Origin of the sequence: Nocardioides sp. NPDC087217 (assembly GCF_044744805.1) — a bacterium.
GTDB lineage: Bacteria > Actinomycetota > Actinomycetes > Propionibacteriales > Nocardioidaceae > Nocardioides.
In genome coordinates this window covers 142,673-160,011 of sequence record NZ_JBIUZB010000007.1, presented here as the reverse complement: position 1 = coordinate 160,011, position 17,339 = coordinate 142,673, and the positions used below count along the sequence as shown (strand labels likewise).

Below are 17,339 nucleotides of genomic sequence, written 5' to 3'. Positions count from 1 at the left end.
CATGGGTCGGACCCTCTACGACGCCGACCACGAGGCGTATCGAGGAACGGTGCGGGAGTTCCTGGAACGCGAGGTGGCTCCGCACAAGGACGCGTGGGACGACGCACACCTGATCCCCCGCGACGTCTACCGCAAGGCCGCCGAGGCCGGCGTCTATGCGCTCAACGTCCCCGAGCAGTACGGCGGGGCCGGCGAGCTCGACTACCGCTTCCGGCTGGTGGTGTGCGAGGAGGTGGCGCGCATCAACGCACTCTCCTTCGGCCTGACACTCGGTCTGCAGGACGACCTGGTGCTCCACTACCTCACCGATCTCACCGACGAGGAGCAGCGCAAGCGCTGGCTGCCCGGTTGCGCGACCGGCGACATCCTCGGCGCCCTCGCCATGACGGAGCCGGGTGCCGGCAGCGACCTGCGCGGGATCCGGACCTCCGCCCGGCGCGACGGTGATACCTGGGTGGTCAACGGCCAGAAGACGTTCATCTCCAGCGGGATCACCGCCGACGTGGTCGTCCTCGCCACCCGCACCGATCCCGACGCCGGATCGCGCGGCTACACGCTGTTCGTGGTGGAGGCCGGGACGCCCGGCTTCCACCGGGGCCGACAGCTCGACAAGATCGGTCTGCCCGGCCAGGACACCGCTGAGCTGTTCTTCGAGGACGCACGTGTGCCGGCAGAGAACATGCTCGGCGAGGAGGGCATGGGTCTGCGGTACCTGATGAGCCACCTGCCGCGCGAGCGCCTCGGGGTGGCGGCGATGGCGATCGGCTCTGCCCGGGCCATCTACGAGATCACCCTGGACTACTGCAAGCAGCGCACCGCGTTCGGCCACCCGATCAGCGACTTCCAGAACACCCGGTTCGAGCTGGCCACGATGGCCACCGAGCTGGACGTGGCCGAGGCGTACATGGACGCCTCGGTGCTGGCCTACAACGACGGGCGGCTGAGCCCCACCGACGCGGCCAAGGCGAAGTGGTACGTCACGGAACTCCAGAAGCGGGTCATCGACCGCTGTCTGCAGCTGCACGGCGGCTACGGCTATATGCGGGAGTACGCAGTCGGGAAGGCTTACGTCGACTCCCGAATCCAGACGATCTATGGCGGCACGACCGAGATCATGAAGGAGCTCATCGGCCGCGAGCTCGCCGACTCATGAGACCGCTCACCGACCGCGTCCGCCTGTGGGCCGCCTTGTGCGGGCCCGCGGCGGTCGTCGTCTCGCTCGTCGGCTGGCTGGTTGCCGGAGTGCTGCCGATCCCCCTCGGTCCGGGTTCAAGCACCAGCGAGGTCGTGGAGTTCTACAGCCACGACGTTCGGGTGATGACCGGGCTGGTGATCGCCTCGTTCGGGGTCAGTCTGGTGCTTCCCTTCGTGGCGGCGGTGACCTTGGAGCTGCTCGAGATCGAGGGGCGCACACCGCTGCTCTCGTTCATACAGCTTGCATCCGGGGCGGCGACCTCGGTGCTGCTTCTGATCCCGATGCTGCTGATGGCGTTCCTGTCCTTCCGGCCCGATCGCAGCCCTGAACTGACCGTCACCCTCAACGATCTCGCCTGGCTGCTCTTCCTGACACCGATCGTGCCCTTCATCATCCAGGACGTTGCGATCGGGCTCGCCATTCTCGGGGACCCGCAGCAGCGCCTGCCTCGATGGCTGGGCTACCTCAACCTCTGGGTCGCGTTCTGCTTTCTGCCGGATCCGCTCGCTTTCTTCTTCCACAGCGGACCACTCGCCTGGAACGGGGTGCTCGTCTTCTGGTTGGCGCTGGCCGCGTACGCGGTCTGGCTGGTGGTCGTCGGCGTCATCATCTACCGGCGTCACCGGGGACCGGCGGTGACGGCCGTCCCAAACGCCGCATGAGTGCCGATCAGCGCGCCGCTCCCCCACGGGACGACGACCTCCCGGACTTCCTCCGAGCCGACACGCCCGGCACGGTCCCGCCAACCGCGCACGAGGCTCGGCGGGCGGACGTGCCCGCCGAGCCGGGTGTATGGATCTTCATCCTCGGAGATCTCACGCTCTTCGGGGTCATCTTCGTGGTCTTCGCCGTGCAACAGCGTGGTGAGCACGCCGCGTTCGCGGCCTCCGCCGGCGAGCTGCTCACCCCCCTCGGCGCCATGAACACGCTGGTGCTGCTGACCAGCTCGTACGTGGTCGTACGTGCCTTGCACGCCGCCCGCCGCGGCAGCCTCTCCACGGCGTCCCGTCTGGTGGACGTCGCGAGGGTCGCTGGAGTCGTCTTCATCGCGATCAAGGCGGCCGAGTACGCCCACGCGATCGCCGGCGGTCACAGCCCGCGCGAGGAGGCCTTCTTCCTGTACTACTACGTGCTGACCGGCCTGCATCTGCTCCACGTGGTCCTCGGCACGATCTTCCTGACCGCCTGGCGACGTGGGCTGCGCCAGGGACGGTGGCGGCCGGTCCTCTCCGAAGGCATCGCCGTCTACTGGCACATGGTCGACCTCCTGTGGGTCATCATCTTCGCGCTGCTCTACCTGGAGGTCGCACCATGACCGAGTCTGCCCGCGCCACCTACGTGTGGGCCGGCCTGGTCATGGCGACGGGCCTCACCTGCTGGCTCGGCATCGCGCATCCCTTCGCCGCCTCGAGCCCCCGCCTCGTACCTGCCCTGGCGATCGCGATCGCCGCCGGGAAGGCCTGGTTCATCGGGCTGGACTTCATGGAGATCCGTGGAGCCGCACCTGGGCTGCGGCTAGCCTTCCAAGGCTGGCTGCTGACCGTCACCGCCACGCTCATCACCCTCATTCTCATCTGACAAAGGAGCACCATGACCACCGCCGACATCGTGCTGGACGACCTGCTGCAAGCCCGATTCAGCTGCCGTGGCTTCCTGTCCGAGACCGTGCCACCTGAAACGGTCCGGCGGATGTTCGAGCTCGCTCAGCGTACGGCTTCGTGGTGCAACTCCCAGGCATGGCAGGTCACGCTCATGAGCGGCGAAGACGTCGCCACGTTCTCGAAGGTGCTGCTGGACCGGGTCACGACGGGGCCGGAAGCTCCCGACATCCAGGGTCCGGAAGCGTACGAGGGCATCTACCGTGACCGGCGACGGGGCGCAGGCTTCGGCCTCTACAACGCTGTCGGAATCACGCGCGACGACATGGACGGCAGGTTGCGGCAGATGCTGGAGAACTTCCGCTTCTTCGGCGCACCTCACGTCGCGGTGATCAGCACACCGAAGGCCCTCGGGACCTACGGCGCCGTCGACTGCGGAGCGTACGTCTCAACACTGCTGACCGCCGCTCGGAGCCTCGGGATCGACACGATCGCCCAGGCGGCGATCGCGATGTACGCGGACGCCGTGCACGAGCACCTCGGCATCCCGGACGACCGCGACATCGTGTGCGGGGTGTCCTTCGGCTATGCCGATCCCGGCCACCCCGCCAACGGGTTCCGCACGGAGCGGGCGTCGGTCGACGAGGCTGTCAGCGCGCTGCCGGAATGATGATCACGGCTCGATGACCACCTTGCCGCGGACATCACCGTTCGCAAGTGCCTGAACCGCCTCCCGGCCACGGTCGAGCGGATAGCGGCCGGTCACCGGCGGCCGGAGCCCGTCACGGACCAGCCCTGCGACCCCATCGGCGATCTCCGTGAGCGATTCGGGGCTGGTGCGCAGCCACTCCCCCCAGCCCGCGCCCACCACGGCGATGTTCCGCAACAGCAACCGGTTGACCTTGAGCTGGGGGATGTCTCCTCCCGCGAAGCCGACCACCACGAGGCGACCACCGGGTGCGATGACACGGACGGCCGCGTCGAAGGCATCACCCCCGACCGGGTCGACGAGCACGTCCGCGGCACCTAGGACGGCCTTCACCTCCCGTCCCCAGTCACCGGCGAGACGCACGACGGATTCCGCCCCGAGCCCATGCACGAAGTCGGCGGCGCCTTCACGGTGCACGACCGCCACCACGCGCGCCCCCATAGCCGCCGCCACCTGGACCGAAGCCGAGCCAAGGCCGCCCGCCGCCCCGAGGACGACGACCCGGTCGCCTGCAGACAGGCCGGCTCGCACGGCCAATGAGAAGTACGCCGTCTGATGGTTGGCGACGAGCGCGACGGCGTGGGCGTCGTCCAGTGGCTCGGGCGTACGGACCAACAGGTCGTCGGCAACGGCGACCAGTTCGGCATATCCACCGGTGCCGCAGAGCGCCATGACCCGGTCCCCGACGACGTACTCGCTCCCCGGGCCGGTCGCCACCACCGTGCCGGCGACTTCGTTCCCGGGGACGAACGGGACGGGCGTGCGTACCTGGTACTCACCGCGCATCGCCAGCAGGTCTGGGTAGTTGACGCCGGCCGCGCCGACTTTCACCACCACACCGCCCGCCGGAGCAGTCGGAGCGGCCACTTCACGCAGCTCGAGACCACCCGCTCCGACGAGATCTGTGAGCACTAACGCTCGCACAGTTCGCTCCCCACCTCCGCTCAGCCGAGCGGGTTCTTCCCAGGGACCGCCCCGGTCATGTCGGTGATCTCCGCCCATCGTTCCGCCACCTCACCCGGACTCGGCGGGGCGTCGAAGCGAACGCCTGCGTTCTGGAACTGCTGCACGCGCTGCACCTGCCCACCGCCGACCACGAAGACCGACGCCGTATCCGTGCACTCTTCGGACATCAGATGGGTGACGACCGGCGCCACGTGCGCAGGAGGCAACTTCTCCAGGAAGTCGGCGGGAGCGATGTCCTCGGTCATCCGAGTAGCCGCGAGCGGTGCCACGGCATTGGCCGTGATCCCGGACCGCGCACCCTCGATGGCAAGCGTGTTGACGAGCCCGACGAGCCCGAGCTTGGCGGCGCCGTAGTTGGCCTGTCCGAAGTTCCCGAACAGCCCACTGGTCGAGGCGGCGACCAAGATCCTGCCGTAGCCCTGCTCACGCAGGTGCGGCCAGAGCGCCCGGGTGACGTAGTAGCCACCGTAGAGGTGCACCTGCAGCACCGCATCCCATTCAGCGTCGGTCATCTTGGCGTACGACGCATCGCGCAGAATACCCGCGTTGCTGACCACGCCGTGGACCTCACCGAAGGCGTCGAGCGTGGTCTTCAGCAGCGACGCGGCCCCCTGCGGGGTGGCCACACTGTCATAGTTGGCAACCGCCTCGCCGCCCGCCTCCTCGATCTCCGAGACCACCTTGTCGGCCATCTCGGAGCCTTGTCCTGAACCATCGCGCGCGCCGCCCAGGTCGTTGACCACGACCCGTGCGCCTTGTGAGGCCAAGGACAGGGCGTACTCCCTCCCCAAGCCCCCACCGGCTCCCGTGACGATGATGACGCGGCCGTCGACTCCAGGCATCTCTGTTCCTCCTGCTAGCAGTTTTGAATCCAGGTTAGGACATCCCAGCGCCAAATTCTATTCTCTGTTAGATTTTCTTGAAACGAGAGGAAGGCACGAACATGGCACAGCCCGAGGAGTACGCGGTCGAGTCGATCGCTCCCCACATCACCCGACTGCCGCTCCCGCTCCCGCTCGAGGGGCTGCCGCTGGTGAACTGCTATGCGATCACCGGCTCCGACGGACTCACGTTGGTGGATCCCGGCTGGAAGAGCACCCAGACCGAGGCGGCACTCCACGACGGCCTCGCAACTCTCGGGGCCGATCTGGCCGACGTACGCAGGATCCTGGTCACCCACTCTCATTGGGACCACTACACCCAGGCGCTCGACCTGCGCGATCGCATCGGGGCGGAGGTGTTCCTCGGCCGGGGCGAAGGGCACTCCATCGACGCCCTCGACCTGGCCTCAGGTCCATACCCACGTCAGGTCGAGCTGCTGAGGCGCGCCGGCGCGGACGGCCTGGCCGACGCGGTCGACAACCACCCGGTGGAGGATCACGAGCGGGCGATGCCTTTCACCCCGCCCGACCAGTGGCTCGACGACGGAGACATCGTCGATTGCGGTGGCGTGCCGGTCGTCGCCCGCTCCACTCCCGGGCACACCCGGGGACACATGGTCTATGAGCTCGATGGCCGCCCCGGGGCGCGCGGGTGGGCGCTCACGGGCGACCACGTCCTCCCCAGGATCACGCCGTCGATCGCATTCGAGCAGGCTCCTGAAGACGACGCGCTGGCGTCGTACGTCTCCTCGCTCCAGCTCCTGGCGGACGTGCCGGACCGGCAGATGCTGCCGGCCCACGGGCTGGCGACGGCCAGCGTGCACGATCGTGTGCGTGAGCTTCTCGACCATCACGACGAGCGTCTCAAGGTGGTGCGGGACTACGTCGCGACCGGCGCGTCAACCGCCTATGAGGTGGCCGACCAGATGCGATGGACTCGGCGGGAGCTCCGTCTGTCCCAGCTCGGCACCGTGCACGCGATGACAGCGGTCCTGGAGGTTCGCAGCCACCTGGAGCGATTGGTGCGACTGGACCGCCTGACGGTGTCCGGCACCGCCGTGGAGCACTACGCGGCATGACCCACGGCGGCGCCGGGTCCGTCAGAAGATCCGGCGCATCAGCCGTTTCGTCGTCTCGGTGTAGGGCGGGTAGACGAACCGGAGGTCCGGTCGTGTGGTCTTGGTGAGGACCGACTTCCCGTGACTGAAGGTCCGGAAGCCGTACTCACCGTGACAGGTGCCCATGCCGCTGGCCCCGACGCCACCGAACGGCAACGACGGGACCAGGAAGTGCAGGGCGATGTGGTTGACCACCGCACCACCGGCAGGCACTGCGTCGACGACCCGTCGAGCCGTGGCTCTGGATCGGCTGAAGACGTAGAGGCCGAGAGGCTTGTCGCCGGCGTTGACATGGGCGATCGCAGCATCGACGGAGTCCACACCCACGATCGGGAGGATCGGACCGAAGATCTCCTCGCGCATCAACGGCTCGTCAGGACTGGGGTCGACCACGACGCTCGGCTCGATGCCGAACATCTGCGGATCGTGTGCTCCGCCTACGGCGATCTTCCCCTTCGTCGCCTGCAGGTATCCGACGAGGCGGTCGTACTGCCGCTGGTTGACGATTCGCTTCATCGGCGCCTGGTCGGCGTTGGTGTCGGCAATTGCACCGACCACCTTCTCGACCAGGGCGTCCTTCACCGAGTCCTCGACCAGGACGTAGTCGGGAGCGATGCAGGTCTGGCCAGAGTTCATCAGCTTGACCCAGGCCAGACGGCGCGCGACCACGTCGAGATCCGCGTCGGCGGCCACGACCACCGGGCTCTTGCCCCCGAGCTCGAGCGTGACCGGTGTGAGGGTGGGCGCGGCTCCCGCCATGATCTTGCGACCGATCGCCGTTCCTCCGGTGAAGAAGGCGTGGTCGAAACCCCGCGCGAGCAGCTCCTGGGTCACCGCACCGTCGCCCTCGACGACCTTGACCGCCTCGGGGTCCAGGTACTCGGGCAGCAGGCGAGACAGCAGCGCCGAGGTGGCCGGCGCCATCTCGGACGGCTTCACGACCACCGCGTTACCCGCAGACACCGCGGCCAGCAAGGGTGAGAGGGTGAGCAGCACCGGGTAGTTCCACGGACCGATGACAAGCACCACCCCCAGCGGCTCGTACTGCACCCACGCAGCACCCGGCCGTTGCATGAGCGGCACGTGATGCCGCTTGGGCCGCATCCAGCGGCGCAGATGGCGACGGGTCTCGGCGATCTCACCCTTCAGCCCGACGATCTCGCCGAACCAGGAGTCGAACGCGTTGCGCCCGAGATCAGCCCCGATCGCCTCAGCGATCTCCTGCTCGCGCTCGGTGACGAGGCGCTCCAGCCCATCGATCTGCTCCAGACGCCACGCGATCGGCCGCGTACGCCCGGTGCCGAACAGACTCCGGATGCGCTCGACGGTTGCGGTGATGTCGATCGGCTCTGGCTTCGGGACCTGCCCGGGAGCCCGGGACGTCGTGTCGTCGATCGTCATCTCAGAACTCCGGGACCGGGACGTTGCCGGCGAGCACGGCGCCACCGATTCCTCCGTCGACACCTACCGCCTCGCCGTTGATCCAGCGGGCCTCGTCGGAGGCGAGGAAGACGACCACTCCCGCGATGTCCTCGGGGGTGCCGTGCCGCCCCAGCAGAGTGGCGAGGCCGTCGATGGTGTCCTCTCCCATCGTCTCGCGGAAGTCCTCCAGGATCGGTGTCTGCACGGGGCCGGGAAGCACCGCATTGATCCGGAAGCCCATCTCGTGGAAGGCCAGCCCCATGGCGTGCACGTAGACGGTGCTGCACTCCTTGGAGAAGTTGTACGCGTTGCCCTCCTGCGGGTGGGCGGCGAACCATTCCGCGCCCTCCTCGTAGGTGTCGGTCGCCAGGAACTCCCGAATCGTCGCCAGCCGCTGCGGCCAGGCGAAGCCCGCGGTGGAGGACACCACGACCACGCTGCCGCCCGGTACGAGCCGCTCGAGGAACGCCTCGGCGAGCTTGCGCATCGCGAGGGTGTTGATGGCGAAGACGATGGGACCGGAAACGGTGCCCGGCACGCCAGCCACGTTGAGCAATGCGTCGTACTCGCCGTCGAGCTGCTCGAGAGCAGCGTCGATGCTGTCCGGGTCGGCGAGGTCCACGCGGATATGCCGGGCGACCGGCGCTGTCGGGTCGTTACGGTCAAGGCTGGTCACCTCGGCGCCAGCCTTGATGAGCTTCTCGGCCACCGCGTGGCCGATGCCGGAGGCAGCGCCCGTGACGACGTAGCGCTTGCCGGTGAGGTCGGACATGAGGATCAGCTCCAGACTTCAGAGGGTGTAGGGCATGGACTTGACCGCATGCACGAAGTTGCCGGTCAGGAAGGTCGGCTCACCGAGCCGCAGGGTCGGGGCTCGGTGCAGCAGCTGGTCGAAGATCTCGCGCAGCTGCATCCGGGCGACGAAGTTGCCGAGACAGAAGTGGGGACCTCCGCCGCCGAACCCCACGTGCGGGTTGGGGTCGCGAGTGATGTCGAGCCTGTCGGGGTCGGTGAAGACCTGCTCGTCGCGGTTGCCGGAGGAGTAGATCAGCGCCACCCAGTCGCCGGCCCGGATCTGCTGTCCGCCGAGCTCGGTGTCCTGGGTCGCGGTGCGCCGGAAGGTCATGACCGGCGACGCGAACCGCACGAACTCCTCGATGGCGGTGCCGATCCTGCCGTCGAAGTCCTCCAGGAGAAGGTCACGCTGGTCAGGGAAGTCCTGGAGGGCCTTCATGGTCAGGCTGATGGAGTTGCGAGTGGTGTCGTTACCCGCCACCGAGAGGAGCACGAAGAACGACGCGATCTCTTCGTCGGTGAGCCGATCGCCGTCGACCTCGGCCTGGACCAGGTTGGTCATCAGGTCCTGCTTGGGGTGGGCGCGCCGTGACTCGGCGAACTCGAATCCCATCTGCAGCAGCGAGACCAGGGACTCGTTGAGGACCTCTCCCGGTTCACGCCCGGCGGCGACGTCCTCGTCGGCCCACGACACCATGCCATCGGCATGGTGAGCGGCTTCCTCGCGGTCGCTCTGGCTCTCGAGCCCCATCATCTCGTAGACCGTCCACATCGGCAGCCGCTTGGAGACGGCCTCGACGAAGTCGCCCTCCGGATTGGCGAGGAGTCCATCGACGATCAGTCTGGCCTGGTTCTTGATCTGCTCGCGGATCTTGGCCACCTGTTTGGGCGTGAAGGCCACGCTCACCAGCTTGCGCAGCTTCGCATGGCGCGGGTCGTCCATGCCGAGGAACGAACCTGCGGCGTCGAGGATGTCCTCGGGGACCTCCTCGAACTGGAAGCCCTGGCCGGAGCAGAACAGCTCGGGGTGCTTGCTGACGTATCCGATCAGCTCATGAGTGGTCACGACCCAGACGCCGTCGTTCTCGGGCGGCATCAGCGCGCCCTCGAGCGGCCGATGCCAGCTGACGGGCCGCTCTCGGCGAAGGATCTTGAAGCTCTCCTCGCGCTCCGCAGCCGTCTGGGCCCAGAAGCCGAGCGCGGAGATGTCGATCGGGTCGTACGCCCTGACGGGCTGGGCGATCGTGGTCATAGGTCATGCTCCCGTCGTCGCAAGATAAAGTCGCTCCAGCTCTCGCTTGACCAGCTTTCCGGTCGCCGTGCGCGGGAGGGAGTCGACGAACTGGACCGAGCGCGGCGCCTTGTAGTGGGCGATCCGCTCGCGCACATAGGCGATCAGCTCCGCGCCGAGGGCGTCGTCGGCTTCGACGTCCGCCTTGGGCTGCACGAACGCCTTCACCGTCTGCCCCATCTCCGCGTCCGGGATCCCGATCACCGCGACGTCGTAGACCGCTGGGTGGAGAGTCAGGACGTTCTCGACCTCCTGCGGGTAGATGTTGACCCCACCGGAGATGATGGTGAACGCCTTGCGGTCGGTCATGAAGAGATAGCCTTCGTCGTCGAGGTAGCCGAGGTCGCCGACCGTCGTCCAGTTGTCGTGCTCGGGGTGCTGAGCCTGACGGGTCTTCTCCGGGTCCTTGTGGTACTCGAAGGGCCGCGTCTCGCGCTCGAAGTAGATCGAGCCGACCTCGCCTACCGGCAGCTCGCGGCCCGCGTCGTCACAGATGTGGACGATCCCGAGGCCCGCCTTGCCGACCGAACCACGCTTCTGGAGCCACTCCGGGGTGGAGATGATGCAGATGCCGTGCTGTTCGGTCGCGCCGTAGTACTCCCAGAGGATGGCGCCCCACCAGTCGATCATCGCCTGCTTGACGTCCGGCGGGCACGGTGCCGCCGCGTGCACGGCGAGCCTCAAGGACGAGACGTCGTAATTCCCTCGTACGTCGTCAGCCAGCTGCAGCATCCTGACGAACATCGTGGGCACCATCTGAGTGACGGTGACGCCATACTTCTCAATGGCCGCGAGCGCGGCCTCCGCGTCGAAGCGATCCATCATCACCACGGTTCCACCCAGCGCGTGGACTGCACCGGCCCATTTCAGAGGGGCCGCGTGGTAGATCGGCGCTGGCGAGAGGTAGACGTCCTCCGGCCCGACCTGGAAGACCTTCGCGAGTATCCCCGTGATCGGGTCACCGGGCTCATCGACCTGGATCGGCAGCAGCGACGGCCGGATCCCCTTGGGCCTCCCGGTCGTTCCGGATGAATAGAGCATGTCCGACCCCCGAGGCTGATCGGTCAGCGGCGGACCAGCCTGCGCGCGCAGCTCGAGGTAGTCGTCGTAGCCGTCGACCGCGCCACCGAACGCGTAGCGATGGCGGACGTGCTCGACCAGCGGCACGACCTGCTCCGCGAGCTCGCGCAAGCCAGCCGACACGAGGAGCACCTGAGCGTCGCTGTCCTCGATGATGTAGGCCACCTCCGACGGAGAAAGATGACGGTTGACCGCGGTGACGTACAGACCGGAGCGGATCGCGGCCCAGTAGATCTCGAAGCACTCGAGCGTGTTGTCACTGAGCATCGCGATCACGTCGCCCTTGCGGAGGCCGAGGCCGTACAACGCAGAGGCGAGCTCTCCCGAGTGCCGGTCGAGCTGGTGGTAGGTGAGCGTTTCTCCCGAGCCCGCCATGACGACAGCGGGCTTGTCGGGAGTCACCTTGGCGTGGGTTCCTGGGTACATTCCAACCACCTCAGACCAGCAGATCCCCGCGGCCATCGGCCTTGAGGGTCTCCACATAGGCCGGATAGAGCTTCTTGCCGAGCGGGGCCAGCTTGAGCAGGCTGGCGACGTTGCCGTCGACCTTGATGCGGCTCTTGGCCATGGCCAACGGAAGGTTGACCTTGCCCTGCCAGTAGGCATTGCCGGTGTCGGCGGTCATCGTCATCTGCGCCGATGCTTCGTCGGCTGCGCTCCCCTCGCTGACCGTTCCTTGGGTGGCATCGATGAGCACCACCGCGTCCGGCTCGGTATAGACCGTCTTGAGCACGATGCCCGTCGCCCGCAGCTTCGGGCCGATCTCCGGATCGGCGAAGGCAGTCTCGAACACGCCACCCAGATACTTGCGGACCTCGCCCGCGTCCTTGAACCCCATTGATCTTCACTCCTCAGCGTTCAACATAAGTTGACTTATGTGATGGCCAACACAGTACGCGCGAGGGTGCGGGCAGTCCAGAGAATCCCCCGGAAAACTTAATCGCTGTTAGATTTTGCCGAAACGGCCCGTAAGTCGAGTTATGATCAGGGGCCCACACACGAAGCCAGGAGATCCATGAGCCAGCCCGTACGCGCCGAGGAGTCCTTCTACGATGCAGGACTCGAGATCCTTGCGAGCGACGGCTACGCCGGACTGAAGCTCGCGCCACTCTGCGCGCACCTCGGCGTCACCACCGGGTCCTTCTACCATCGGTTCGACAACTGGGCAGACTTCACCGGCCGCCTGATCGCACACTGGCACCAGCAACGCACCACCATGCTCGTGAACCTTGTCGCCGCCGAACCAGACCCCATACATCGCCTCAAGATGCTCCACGACGTGGCCATGTCACTCCCCCACCGCGCCGAGGCCGCAATCCGTGCGTGGAGCGCGATCGACCCATCCGTCCGTGCCGTACAGGCCGCAGTGGACGAGGAGCGTTACCAGGTCGTCCTCGAGACTTTCAGGGCACTGGTGCCAGAACAGGACGCCATGTCCTATGCCCGCACGGCTCTGTTCTTGGTCGCCGGTCGCGAGCTGGCCGGCGACGACAGCAGCCACGACGAGACCGCCGACGCCACCCTCTCCTGGGCGCTCCGGCTGCTCATCAATACCGCAACCACCCGGCCCTGAGGCCAGCAAGAAGCTCGCATCGCCGCACAGGGCCATGCGCATTATTGAATTTACATTCGAATCGAGGATGAAGATGCGTACCAAGTTCACCGATGCGTTCGGCGTCGAAGTTCCCATCGTCCAGGGCGGCATGCAGTGGGTGGGTCGCGCCGAACTGGCCTCAGCGGTGTCCAACGCGGGCGGCCTAGGCATCATCACCGGCCTGACGCAGGCCACCCCGGAGGACCTGGTCAAGGAGATCGCCCGAACCCGCGACCTGACTGACAAGCCGTTCGGAGTGAACCTGACCATCCTGCCCTCGATCAACCCGCCGCCGTACGCCGAGTACCGTGACGCGATCATCGAGAGCGGCGTCCCGATCGTGGAGACCGCCGGCGCCAATCCAGCCGACTACGTGCCGCACTTCCACGCGGCAGGTGTCAAGGTGCTCCACAAGTGCACCTCGGTCCGCCACGCCGTCAAGGCGCAGGCGCTCGGTGTAGACGGCATCAGCATCGACGGCTTCGAGTGTGCCGGCCATCCTGGCGAGGACGACATCCCAGGGCTCATCCTGATCCCCGCCGCCGCAGCGAAGATCACCATCCCGATGATTGCCTCCGGTGGCTTCGCGGACGCGCGTGGGCTGGTCGCGGCGCTAGCCCTGGGCGCCGACGGCGTCAACATGGGCACTCGTTTCCTGTGCACCCGGGAGGCCCCTGTTCACGAGACGGTCAAACGGCGCATCGTCGAAGCCTCCGAGCTCGACACCGAACTCATCTTCCGGCCCCTACGCAACACCGCGCGCGTCGCCAGCAACGCCGTAAGCCGCGAGGTGGTCCAGATCCTCGCCGACGGCGGAGAGTTCAGTGACGTACGCGACCTGGTCGCGGGCGCCCGCGGCCGCGGCGTCTTCGAGACCGGAGACCTCGACGCCGGCATCTGGCATGTCAGCACTGCGCAAGGGCTGATCGATGACATCCCCACCTGCGCGGAACTGATCACCCGGATGGTCGATGAGGCAACTGCACTCATTCAGGGCCGGCTGCTATCCACAACGGCGGAGGCAGCGCTTCAGGATTCTCAGGCGCGGTCGTGAATCTGTCGAACCTGGGCGCCTCGCTGCGTCGCATCCTGCGGCCCATCTCCTCACAGAGCGGAGGATTGCACACCCACGAGTGGGTTCCCTTCGGTGACGCCGGAGTCAGCCAGCGGTGCACCCGATGCGGCGACATGCTGTTCCCAGGACCCACGGACACCAGCGACTCCGGTGATGGAGGACGCAGCTCACGTGTCCGCGCAGCAGCGCCCAGATGACGGGGCTTCGGCTCGGAGTGACATAATGGGAGGCCGTTCGTCCGTCCTCTGATGCTGCGAGGTTCTCCGTGAGCAAGCCCGTGGCCCGCGAGCCGCAGCGCAGTAATTCGCGGTCCAACCGGGCGCGCATCCTGGCCACGGCCCGCGAGGAGCTGGGACGAAACCCCGATGTCACGCTGGAGGAGCTGGCACGGGCCGCCGGGGTCGTCCGTCGCACCCTCTACGGGCACTTCCCCGGGCGGGCGGCGCTGCTGGAAGCGCTCGCCGAGGAAGCCGCCGAGACATTTCGGAACGCGGTGGAGGCCGGGCCGGAGCCGGGAGAGCCTGCCGAGCAGGCGTTGGCATGGTTCGTACTCCGGATGTGGCGCGTGGGCGACCGCTACCGCATGCTGATGGCGCTCACCCAGCGGGACCTCGGCTCCGATCGCTTCGCCGAGGTGCTCGCGCCGGCCCGGCAGGCCGTCACCGGGATCCTGGAGCGCGGGCAGCGGGACGGCGTCTTCCACTCCCATCTGCCGCCGGCCGTGCAGAGCACAGGCCTGATGGCGTTGATCGTCGCTCTGGTGGACTCCGTCAACACCGGCGCACTGGAGGACGACGGGCGCCGGATCGCCACGAGCACCCTCATCGCGGCCGGCGTGCCGGAGGCTCGGGCGAGCGTAGTGGTCGCCGAGGTGGCGTCGGCGATGGGCATGGGCACAGCCGCTCCGGCCCAAGACACCTGATCTTCTCTCTGGCCGACCCGTTCGGCGAGGCGTCACGGCAGCCGGCGTCGGAGCCGTCGGGTCAGGACGAGCACGAAACCCGCACGCCCGGTCACCGTCGCGCTTGAGTGCCAGCCAGGTGCGTACACGGGGGTTCAGAAGGGACTCGGCGGTGACCCGGACGTCCGTACCTGATCGACCTTCGCGGCGGCAGTGTCGGGGGCGACTCCGGCGGCGATGAGGGCGGCGGTGGCGGCGCCGGTGCCGTCGTCGGACCACAGGCCGAGGTCGACGCAGTCGACGCAGTCGAGCAGGGCCAGCAACTGGGCCTCGATCGCTCGGCCGAGCAGGTCGGGCGCGACGGTGGTCTGGAAGACGCCCTGCCGGCGGCCACGGGCGAAGACCCTCGTGACCAGGTCGCGGGCGGGTGCCAACAGCTCATCGACGCGTGCGCGGCCGAGGTCCTGGCCGCGGGCCAGCCGGATCAGGGTGCGGTAGCGGTCACCAACGGGCCACACCATGAGGACGAATCGCGCCAGGTCCGCGACGGCGTCGGAGGTCGGAGCCGGAGCAGCCGCAACGGCGCGCCGGATCACCTCCGCGGCCTCGGCAGCAAGGCCCTCGACGAGCGCGGCCCGGCCGGCGAAGTGGGCATAAACGGTGCGCCGGGCCACACCGGCCGCACAGGCGATGTCCTCCAGGCTGCCGTCGGGGTCGCGGGTCAGTACCTGCCGAGCCGCATCGAGGATCCGGGAGTGGGTGGCCAGCGCGTCCCTACGCTGCGCCGACATCGAGGTCGACGGCGGAACAGGAGACGGCGCGGTCTCGAGCGGCCGGTCCGGAGGCCGTCTCAACCTCGTCGGAGGTGGCGCTGATCGGTTGGTCATGTCGGCACCTCGAGGCGGGTTGGCGGAGGGAGTCAACCGCGATATTTGCACAGTCATGGGCAATAAACTAACCTGCACATCGATGGGCAACTAACTGCCCCTGTTCGCCCACCCGTCTCTCTCAGGAGCTACTGATGCCCTTACTTGCAAACACACCCGTGGAAAATATGATCGAGCCGTACGCACGGCGCTGGTGGGCGTTGATCGTGCTGTGCCTGAGCCTGCTGATCACAGTGATGGCGAACACGTCACTGATCGTCGCCGCCCCCGACATGACCACTGACCTCGGCCTGAGCAGCAGTGACCTGCAGTGGGTCGTAGACAGCTACACCGTTCCGTACGCGGCGCTGATGCTCGTGCTGGGCTCGATCGGCGACAAGTACAGCCGCCGCGGCGCACTGGTGCTGGGCCTGCTGATCTTCGCCGGCGGTTCGGTGATGGGGAGCATGGTCGACGAGACCACGCTGGTCATCGCGGCCCGCGCGATCATGGGCGTCGGTGCCGCGGTCGTCATGCCGGCCACGCTTTCCCTGGTGGTCGCGACCTTCCCCCGCAGCGAGCGAGGCAAGGCCATCACCGCCTGGGCCGCGACGTCCGGACTTGCGGTAGCCGTCGGCCCACTGGTCTCCGGCTGGCTGCTCGAGGACCACGACTGGGGCTCGACCTTCCTGATCAACGTGCCGATCGCCCTCGTCGCCGTGCTCGGCGCGCTCGTCCTGGTGCTGCCGTCCAAGGCGGAGGGCATGGGCCGGATCGATTATGTGGGTGGTCTGCTGTCGATCGTCTCCGTCGGTTCCCTGATCTACGCCGCCATCGAGGGCCCGCACTTCGGCTGGAGCGCCGGTCCCGTCACCGCCGCGGTGGCCGCCGCCGTCGGTCTGGCCGCCTTCGTCGTCTGGGAGCTGCGGCACCCGCACCCGATGCTGAACGTCCGAAGGTTCGCACTGCGGCCCTTCAGCGGCTCGATGCTCGTGGTGCTCTTCTTCTTCTTCGGTATGTTCGCCGTGATCTACTACTCGACGCAGTTCCTGCAGTTCGTCCTCGACTACGACGCCCTGGACACGGGCATTCGACTGCTGCCGCTGGGCGGCGCGGTGTTCCTCGGGTCCGCTGTGACCGGGATGCTCACCCCGAAGCTGGGAGTGAAGACGATGGTCGTGACCGGCATGACCATCGGCACCGCGGGCATGTTCCTGCTCACCCAGATCGACAAGGGGTCGACGTACGGGGACTTCCTGGCGCCGCTGATGATGCTGGGCCTTGCGCTCGGACTGGCCATCTCGCCCGCAACCGACACGATCATGGGCTCCTTCCCCGAAGCCGAGCTGGGCGTCGGCGGCGGCGTCAACGACACCGCACTGGAGCTGGGCGGGGCCCTGGGCATCGCAGTGCTGGGCTCGCTGCTGGGCACGGCCTACCGGGACAAGCTCACCGACCTGGTGGGCAACCGGCTCCCAACGGAGGCGATGGAGATCGCCAAGGACTCGGTCGGCGGCGGCCTGGGTGTTGCGGAACGGGTCGCGCAAGACCCCTCCGCCGGGCCCCAGCAGGCCCTGGCCATGGTGGAAGCCGTCCACCAGGCCTTCGCCCACGGTGTCGCCCAGGCCAGCCTCGTCGGCGGGATCGTCATGGCCGCAGGAACACTGATCGTCCTCGTGCTACTGCCGGGCCGGCGCGGGTTCTCGAGCGAGAGCGCCGAGCCGGGGGGGGGGGGGGGGGGGGGGGGGAACCCCCGGGGGGGGGGGGGCGGGGGTGGGGGACCACCCCCGAAAACCCCCCCCGGGCCCCAACTCGGCGGGTCGGCCCGGGGTAACGGGGCCCGGGTTG

Annotated in this window: 18 protein-coding genes; 10 read left to right on the top strand and 8 right to left on the bottom strand. The window is 67.7% G+C overall.

Annotation, left to right across the window (positions count from 1 at the left end; translation table 11 throughout):
• Position 1 precedes the first annotated feature (1 nt).
• The 5 genes from ACIO3S_RS25605 to ACIO3S_RS25585 are packed head-to-tail and all read left to right on the top strand — an operon-like array spanning position 2 to position 3,463.
• Complete coding sequence (locus ACIO3S_RS25605; protein ID WP_400468720.1) at positions 2 to 1,153, top strand: acyl-CoA dehydrogenase family protein; 1,152 nt, start codon at positions 2 to 4, stop codon at positions 1,151 to 1,153.
• Positions 1,150 to 1,857 (top strand): hypothetical protein, encoded by a 708-nt coding sequence (locus tag ACIO3S_RS25600; protein ID WP_400468718.1) that lies wholly within the window; start codon positions 1,150 to 1,152, stop codon positions 1,855 to 1,857. The genes ACIO3S_RS25605 and ACIO3S_RS25600 overlap by 4 nt, the downstream gene beginning before the upstream one ends.
• Positions 1,854 to 2,510, top strand: coding sequence for a cytochrome c oxidase subunit 3 (locus ACIO3S_RS25595; protein ID WP_400468716.1), 657 nt, complete (start codon positions 1,854 to 1,856; stop codon positions 2,508 to 2,510). The genes ACIO3S_RS25600 and ACIO3S_RS25595 overlap by 4 nt, the downstream gene beginning before the upstream one ends.
• Positions 2,507 to 2,773, top strand: a complete 267-nt coding sequence (locus ACIO3S_RS25590) for a cytochrome C oxidase subunit IV family protein (RefSeq protein WP_400468714.1) — start codon at positions 2,507 to 2,509, stop codon at positions 2,771 to 2,773. Before ACIO3S_RS25595 ends, ACIO3S_RS25590 begins: the two co-directional genes overlap by 4 nt.
• Positions 2,774 to 2,785: 12 nt before the next feature.
• Positions 2,786 to 3,463, top strand: coding sequence for a nitroreductase (locus ACIO3S_RS25585; protein WP_400468712.1), 678 nt, complete (start codon positions 2,786 to 2,788; stop codon positions 3,461 to 3,463).
• 3 nt (positions 3,464 to 3,466) lie between these two features.
• Here ACIO3S_RS25585 and ACIO3S_RS25580 read toward each other — a convergent pair whose 3' ends face one another.
• Positions 3,467 to 4,414, bottom strand: coding sequence for an NADPH:quinone oxidoreductase family protein (locus ACIO3S_RS25580; RefSeq protein ID WP_400468710.1), 948 nt, complete (start codon positions 4,412 to 4,414; stop codon positions 3,467 to 3,469).
• Positions 4,415 to 4,446: 32 nt separating this feature from the next.
• The gene (locus tag ACIO3S_RS25575) at positions 4,447 to 5,310 is read right to left on the bottom strand and encodes an SDR family oxidoreductase (RefSeq protein WP_400468708.1); all 864 of its coding nucleotides are present in this window, start codon (positions 5,308 to 5,310) and stop codon (positions 4,447 to 4,449) included.
• A 101-nt stretch (positions 5,311 to 5,411) separates the two neighbouring features.
• On the opposite strand from ACIO3S_RS25575, the gene ACIO3S_RS25570 reads away from it, so the two are divergent.
• The gene (locus ACIO3S_RS25570; protein ID WP_400468706.1) at positions 5,412 to 6,428 is read left to right on the top strand and encodes an MBL fold metallo-hydrolase; all 1,017 of its coding nucleotides are present in this window, start codon (positions 5,412 to 5,414) and stop codon (positions 6,426 to 6,428) included.
• Between the two features lie 21 nt (positions 6,429 to 6,449).
• On the opposite strand, the gene ACIO3S_RS25565 is transcribed toward ACIO3S_RS25570, so the two are convergent.
• Genes ACIO3S_RS25565 through ACIO3S_RS25545 form a run of 5 tightly spaced genes read right to left on the bottom strand, consistent with a single transcriptional unit; the run spans position 6,450 to position 11,893 of the window.
• Positions 6,450 to 7,868: an aldehyde dehydrogenase family protein gene (locus tag ACIO3S_RS25565; RefSeq protein WP_400468704.1), complete on the bottom strand. Its 1,419-nt coding sequence runs from the start codon at positions 7,866 to 7,868 to the stop codon at positions 6,450 to 6,452.
• Position 7,869: 1 nt separating this feature from the next.
• On the bottom strand, positions 7,870 to 8,661 hold the full coding sequence (locus tag ACIO3S_RS25560; RefSeq protein ID WP_400468702.1) for a coniferyl-alcohol dehydrogenase: 792 nt from the start codon (positions 8,659 to 8,661) through the stop codon (positions 7,870 to 7,872).
• Between the two features lie 18 nt (positions 8,662 to 8,679).
• Complete coding sequence (locus ACIO3S_RS25555; RefSeq protein WP_400468700.1) at positions 8,680 to 9,936, bottom strand: cytochrome P450; 1,257 nt, start codon at positions 9,934 to 9,936, stop codon at positions 8,680 to 8,682.
• A gap of 3 nt (positions 9,937 to 9,939) precedes the next feature.
• Positions 9,940 to 11,481: an acyl-CoA synthetase gene (locus ACIO3S_RS25550; protein WP_400468698.1), complete on the bottom strand. Its 1,542-nt coding sequence runs from the start codon at positions 11,479 to 11,481 to the stop codon at positions 9,940 to 9,942.
• 10 nt (positions 11,482 to 11,491) lie between these two features.
• Entirely contained in the window at positions 11,492 to 11,893 is a 402-nt protein-coding gene (locus ACIO3S_RS25545; RefSeq protein WP_400468697.1) for an SCP2 sterol-binding domain-containing protein, read from the bottom strand.
• Between the two features lie 177 nt (positions 11,894 to 12,070).
• Here ACIO3S_RS25545 and ACIO3S_RS25540 point away from each other — a divergent pair, with 177 nt between their 5' ends.
• The 3 genes from ACIO3S_RS25540 (at position 12,071) to ACIO3S_RS25530 (ending at position 14,646) form a co-directional block, all read left to right on the top strand.
• A complete protein-coding gene (locus tag ACIO3S_RS25540; protein WP_400468695.1) occupies positions 12,071 to 12,628 on the top strand; it encodes a TetR/AcrR family transcriptional regulator in 558 nt (185 codons plus the stop codon).
• Between the two features lie 73 nt (positions 12,629 to 12,701).
• Positions 12,702 to 13,703, top strand: a complete 1,002-nt coding sequence (locus tag ACIO3S_RS25535; protein ID WP_400468694.1) for an NAD(P)H-dependent flavin oxidoreductase — start codon at positions 12,702 to 12,704, stop codon at positions 13,701 to 13,703.
• Positions 13,704 to 13,989: 286 nt separating this feature from the next.
• A complete protein-coding gene (locus ACIO3S_RS25530) occupies positions 13,990 to 14,646 on the top strand; it encodes a TetR/AcrR family transcriptional regulator (RefSeq protein ID WP_400468693.1) in 657 nt (218 codons plus the stop codon).
• Between the two features lie 134 nt (positions 14,647 to 14,780).
• On the opposite strand, the gene ACIO3S_RS25525 is transcribed toward ACIO3S_RS25530, so the two are convergent.
• Positions 14,781 to 15,512, bottom strand: coding sequence for a TetR/AcrR family transcriptional regulator (locus ACIO3S_RS25525; RefSeq protein WP_400468692.1), 732 nt, complete (start codon positions 15,510 to 15,512; stop codon positions 14,781 to 14,783).
• 167 nt (positions 15,513 to 15,679) lie between these two features.
• On the opposite strand from ACIO3S_RS25525, the gene ACIO3S_RS25520 reads away from it, so the two are divergent.
• The coding region (locus ACIO3S_RS25520) for an MFS transporter (RefSeq protein ID WP_400468691.1) at positions 15,680 to 17,339 on the top strand (1,660 nt) is incomplete at its 3' end.